General features: G+C 72.1%; 6 protein-coding genes. 2 read left to right on the forward strand and 4 right to left on the reverse strand.

The genetic code is table 11. The features are described 5' to 3' along the window. Window positions 1-140 precede the first annotated feature (140 nt). The gene (locus tag FF041_RS02365) at window positions 141-1,106 is read right to left on the reverse strand and encodes a YncE family protein (RefSeq protein WP_153520804.1); all 966 of its coding nucleotides are present in this window, start codon (window positions 1,104-1,106) and stop codon (window positions 141-143) included. Between the two features lie 71 nt (window positions 1,107-1,177). Next, window positions 1,178-1,300, reverse strand: a complete 123-nt coding sequence (locus FF041_RS40000) for a hypothetical protein (protein ID WP_267133172.1) — start codon at window positions 1,298-1,300, stop codon at window positions 1,178-1,180. Between the two features lie 38 nt (window positions 1,301-1,338). On the opposite strand from FF041_RS40000, the gene FF041_RS02370 reads away from it, so the two are divergent. Both FF041_RS02370 and FF041_RS02375 read left to right on the forward strand, forming a co-directional pair. Then, a complete protein-coding gene (locus FF041_RS02370; protein WP_153520805.1) occupies window positions 1,339-2,019 on the forward strand; it encodes a GDSL-type esterase/lipase family protein in 681 nt (226 codons plus the stop codon). A gap of 122 nt (window positions 2,020-2,141) precedes the next feature. Beyond that, window positions 2,142-3,191, forward strand: coding sequence for an alpha/beta fold hydrolase (locus FF041_RS02375; protein WP_153520806.1), 1,050 nt, complete (start codon window positions 2,142-2,144; stop codon window positions 3,189-3,191). Window positions 3,192-3,313: 122 nt separating this feature from the next. Here FF041_RS02375 and FF041_RS02380 read toward each other — a convergent pair whose 3' ends face one another. Continuing rightward, entirely contained in the window at window positions 3,314-4,123 is an 810-nt protein-coding gene (locus tag FF041_RS02380; RefSeq protein WP_153520807.1) for a hypothetical protein, read from the reverse strand. A gap of 187 nt (window positions 4,124-4,310) precedes the next feature. Continuing rightward, window positions 4,311-5,687 (reverse strand): DUF6056 family protein (locus FF041_RS37680; protein WP_194291905.1); only part of this gene is annotated, 1,377 nt, incomplete at its 5' end.

Below are 5,687 nucleotides of genomic sequence, written 5' to 3' on the forward strand. Positions count from 1 at the left end.
CCCGGGTTCGCACCTACCGCCCGTCCCGGCGGCCTCAGGCCCCGGCACCCACCGATCCCGGTACGGGCGCTCACCGGGGCCCGTCCCGGCACGGGCCCCGGTGAGCGCCCGTCCCGGTCCCCCGCCCCCGCGGGCTCTCGCTACCCCCGGCGCATCAGCCGCTTGAACCCGAGGACCAGCGCGGCCCCCGCCGCGAGCACCAGCACCCCGTAGGTGAGGGCGCTCCGCTCCTCCGTGTCCCCGCCGCCCCCGGCGGCGGAGCTCTTGGTCTTCGAGGACGAGCCGCCCTCGCCCCGGTCGAGCCCGACCCGCTCCACCTCGCTCCGCTCGCCCTCCGTGCCGAACATCAGCGCCCCGCCGTCCGCCGAGAAGCTCACCGACTCGGACTGGCCCTGGAACGGGGCCTCCACCCCGTGGTCGGAACCGAGGCCGCCGTTGCGCCACTGGTAGCCGCGCGCGCTGAAGTACGACCGCAGCACCAGCTCCTTCCCGTCGGGCGAGAACGCCCCGTCCGTCACCCAGGGCACATCCGCGATGCGCCGGAAGGTGTTGACGCCGGAGGCGGTGAGGGTCTCCGGGCCCTCGTAGAGAGCGCCGCCGTCCCGCTTCTTGGAGGCGATGTAGACCCGGCCCGTCTTGGGGTGGACCATCATCGCCTCGGCGTCGCGGGGCCCGTTCGCGTACTTCACCGTGTACTGCGTCGCGTTCACCGTCGTGTCCTGGAGCGACTCGGGCTCGGGGAAGGCGTAGATCCAGACATGGCTCCAGCTGCCGTTGAGATTGTCCCCGATGTCCCCGACATAGACCCTGCCGTCCGGGCCGACCGAGATGGCCTCCATGTCACGGGGCTTGCCCACCCCGCGCAGGGTGACGGTCGCGACCGTCCTCCCGGTCCGGGAGTCGATGGCGAAGACCCTCGGCTCGTCCTGGTCGTTGTGCGTCCAGTACACCCCCGGATGGGCGCGGCTGGCGGCCAGGCCGCTGGACTCCGTGATCCGCGGGTCCTCGATGGTGAAGCCGGGGTCCCCGGCGGCGGATGCGGGCGTGGCGGCGACCGTGAGCAGCAGAAGGGCGGCGGCGCCGGTGACGTACGGAAGCGAACGCATGCCCCCAGCCTGCCATCCCGCGCCCCCCGGCCCCGCACGACGCCCGTCCGCCCGCACCGCGACAGGCCCGTTCAGCCGCCGCCGGGTCCGCATCCGCCGCCGGTCACCGCCGCGTACTCGGAGGCGCTGTCGTACGCCTGCCCGGCGAGCACCTTCGCGCCGTCCGGGTCACCAGGGCCCGTGGCCGGTCTCATATCGCGGGCGGGCTGTCTGATCGGCCATGATGACCTCCATGCGGTTTCTCTTCGTCGGCGACAGCATGACCATCGGACGCGCCGGCGACTACACCTGGCGCTACCGGATGTGGCAGCACCTCGACGCGTGCTTCGACGGACCGTACGACATCGTCGGCCCGCGCACCGGGCTGTACGACGCCGGGGCCGACGCGCCCGTGTCCGCCGCGTACCCGGCCGATTTCCCGGCCGCCGCCCGCCGTCATCTCGCGGGCTGGGGCGAGGGCTGGCTCCATATGGCCCCGCTGATCGGGGAGACGGTCGCCGAACACCGGGCGGACGTTCTGCTGGTGTCGCTGGGCCTGATCGATCTGGGCTTCTACACGGACAGCTCGCAGACCACGGCGAACGTCCGCGCCTTCATCGCCGGGGCGCGGGCCGCGGCCCCGGCGATCCGGATGGTGCTCCTCCCGGTCATCCCCAATGTCCGGGCCCGCGACGACGCGCCGTTCGCGGCGGAGTGCGAGCGCTTCAACGAGCTGCTGGCGAAGACGGTCGCGGATCTGGATCTGCCGTCGTCGCCGCTGCTGCTGGCCTCGCCCCCGGCGTCGTACTCCCTCGACGCGGACACCTATGACGGCACCCACCCGGGCCCTTCGGGCGAGCACAAGCTGGCGTCCGCGTTCGCGACGGCGATGCATCAGGCGTGGGGGCTGGGCGGGCGCTACCGGGAGCGGTGAGCGGGCCGGGCCGGATGGGTGCGGACCGCGGGGAACGGCGGGGGCGGCGATCAACTCCTCATCGGTGACGCGGCACTTGGGCAGGGCAGCCGCACCGATGGACGACCCCGCTGGAGGACCAGATGAACACCCGCCGGACCATTCTGACCGCAGGAGCCGGGGCCGTCGCCGCGCTGGGCGCGGGGGCCGGGACCGGATACGCCGTCCCGAGCGGGCGGCGCATCCGTACCGAGCCGGTCTACGACGAGCCGCTGGGCATCGCGATGGAGGGCTGTCCCTCCGCGTTCCCGGTGCGCTTTCTGCGGCTGGTGAACCAGGGCGAGACGGTCGATATGGCCTATCTGGACATCGCCCCGGCCGGGCCGGTGGTCTCCGGCCGGACCGTGCTGCTGCTGCACGGGAAGAACTTCGACGGCGGGGCCTGGGAGCCCACCGCCTGTGCGCTCGTCGCCGCCGGGCACCGGGTCGTCGTACCCGATCAGATCGGCTTCGGGCGGTCGTCGAAGCCCGCCCTGGACTACGGCTTCGAGCTGCTGGCGCGGAACACGGCGGCGCTGCTCGACCATCTCGGGGTGGCCCGCGCCGATGTGATCGGGCATTCGATGGGCGGCATGCTCGGGGTGCGGTTCGCGCTGGAGCACCCCGGCCGGACCGGGCGGCTGGTGCTGGCCAACCCGGTGGGCCTGGAGGACTACCGCGAGCTCGTGCCCGCGCTGAGCACCGAGCGGCTCTTCGCCGATGAGCTGGCGAACACGGATCTGAACGGCATCCGGGCCTTCTACCGCTCGTACGTGGTGCGCTGGCGCAGGGCGTACGAGCGGAACGTCGAGCTGCGGTACCGGGTGACACTCGGCGGCGAGTACCCCCGCTGGGCGATGGCGTCGGCGCTCACGTATCAGATGGCGTACCACCAGCCGGTGGTGGCCGATCTGCCGAAGCTGCGGCTTCCGGTGCTGCTGGTGATCGGGCAGGCGGACCGGGCGGCGGTCGGCAAGTCGTACGCCACCCCTGAGAACCGGGCGAAGCTCGGGAACTTCCCGGTGCTGGGCAGACGCGCCGCCGCCGCGATCCCGGGGGCGCGGCTGGCGGAGCTGGCGGAGGTCGGGCATCTTCCGCAGCTGGAGGCCCCGGAGCGGTTCGAGCGGGAGGTGCTCGCCTTCCTGCGCGACTGACGCCCGCGCCCGCAGACGGCGGAGCCCGCCCGCCGCGCCCCACGGCGGAGCCCGCCCGCCAGGCCCCGGAGGGGGCCCGGCGGACGGGCTCGGTCAGCTGGTCAGGCGGCCGGAGCGCGGTGTCAGCGCACGTCGATGCCGTCGCCCTTGGCGTTGACGGCCTGGGTGGTGGTCGAACCGGCGAAGCTGTAGCGGTAGTGGCCGTCGGAGGACGCCTTCACCGTGGTCTTCAGCCGGCCCTTGCTGTCCGCCTTGACCGTCTTGACGGTGGTGTACTTGTCCGCGCCGCTCTTGCGGAACTGGAGGTCCACCTTCTGGTCGGCGTAGCCCTTGTAGGTGTACGACTCCCAGTTGGCGCGGGTCAGCGCGCCGGTGACGGTGAGGGTGCTGTCCTTCTCGACCGACTCGGGGGAGGCGTCGGCGGTGAGCTTGGCCGCGCGCTGGAGCTTGAAGTTGTTCTTCGCGGTCTCCGTGTCGAAGCCGAACCCGGTGTCGTAGATGGTGACGGAGGTGTTGTAGGAGCCGGCCGCGTCGTGCTCCTTGTACAGCCACCCCGGCTCGATGACGAACTTGGCCTTGCAGGTCACCGAGGTGCCGGAGCCGCAGTTGATGAAGGTCTCGTCCGTGAAGAAGGCGTACTTGGGGTCCTCATAGGTCCCCTTCCGCCACAGCTGCACGAACAGGTCTTCGACGCCGTCGGGGTCCTTGGCGGTGAAGCTGACGGTGAACGACTTCGCGGCGGAGACGCCGACGACCACCGGCTTGCCGCCATTGACCACCAGGTTGGAGATCGAGCCGTTGTCCTGGGCCGTGAGCTTGCCGGCCCGGGCGGCGACCGCGGCGGGCTGGTCGTCCGCATGGGCGACGGGAACGGCGAAAGCGGTCAGGGCCAGAACACCCGTCACCGCGGCGGCGGTTGTACGCATACGCATGTACGTCCCACTTCAGAGAGGGGCTCTCCAGGTGCGTGACAACGCAACCCTCGGGAGCCCGGAGGTCTGTGGAGTCCCTTGACTCGTAGTGAGCGACACACGACGAATGTGAATGGTTGCAGATGTGGATGAGAATTCTGTGAAGCAGAGAGACTTTGGCAGGTCGGCGGCCTGCTGGACGGCGTCATCACGGTGATATCACCATGCCCCCGAACGCGCGCGACCCCGTCCGCCACGGCGTCCGCGGCGCGTAAGTCACCCGCTCCAGACCGTAGTAGTCCGCCACGCACCCCGCCGGCCACTTCCGCAGCCCCTCCCGGCCGAACGGCTCCAGCATCCGGGCGACCGGCGTCGGCGTGTACGGCATGACCTTCTCGCCACGGGCCGCGCCCGCGCGCAGATACGCGTCCTGACGGTCCCACAACTCCGCCCGGACCCGCATCCGGTCGCCCAGGTCGACCAGCGGAACCGCCAGTCCGGCCGTGCAGACGGCGCACGTCAGCGCCGCGACCGCGATGACAAGACCCGGGCGGCCCCGGCGGCCCGCGCGCAGCCGCCGTCCGGCGAGGACTCCCGCGGCTGCCAGGAGCAGCACATACAGCAGCAGATAGTCGTTCCAGGTGCGTTCGGCCGTCACCACCTGCTCGCCGAAGACCGGGTAGGTGATCACCGTGCAGAGGTAGCCGGAGACGAGGAACGCCGCACCGCCCAGCGAGAGCAGCGCCAGCGGCCGGACGGGCAGGAACACGGACCGCTCCGGGCCCGCCCCGGCCCGGCCGACCAGCCCCAGCAGCAGGCCCGCGGCGACCGCGCCCAGATACTGCCAAGTGGTGAACACCGTGCCGAGGATCTCCAGATAGCCCCGGAGCGCCCCGCCCAGCGATTCGGGGGCGAGCATCGAGACGCTCTCCGCGTCGAAGCGGGTGCGGCGGTTGCGGGAGCCGGGCGAGGCGAGCAGCAGCAGGGTTCCGGCGACGGCGCCCGCCATGCCCGCGAGCGACCAGATCCGCACCGTACGCCGGACCCGCTCGGCGAAGATCAGCGGCGCGGCCAGGACCACGCCGCCGAGCACCACGAGCGAGACCACCGACGCCTCTTCGGAGAGCGTGCCCATGAACACGCCCGCTCCGGCCGCCACGGCGACCGCCGCGATCCGCCCGCCCCGGCCGCGCGCCCGCAGCAGCGGGATCGCGGCGGCGGCGCAGAGCACCGGGGCCAGCGTGTGGGAGACGGAGGCCGCGGGCCAGTAGAACGTCTTGTACGTATTGGGCGTGGCGAAGAGGAAGACCGCCAGGATCATCCCGGCGACCAGCAGCGGCGTCCCGCGCGGCGTCGACACGCCGGTGCGGCGCAGCAGCGCCGCGACCAGCGCCCACAGCAGCGTCAGCATCAGCGCCCCGCTGATCAGGGCGTACCACTGGTGCCCCGCCACGGGGAACTTCGCGTACAGGCCGACGAGCAGCCCGTTGGCGAGCCGCCCGTTGTCCAGGGACCAGAACTTGTCCACGAGGCCCCAGACGCCGTCGTCCCTGACCTTCGGCAGAAAGCACCACTCGTCGGCGCT

Source organism: Streptomyces jumonjinensis, assembly GCF_009600885.1.
In the GTDB taxonomy this organism is placed as follows: domain Bacteria; phylum Actinomycetota; class Actinomycetes; order Streptomycetales; family Streptomycetaceae; genus Streptomyces; species Streptomyces jumonjinensis.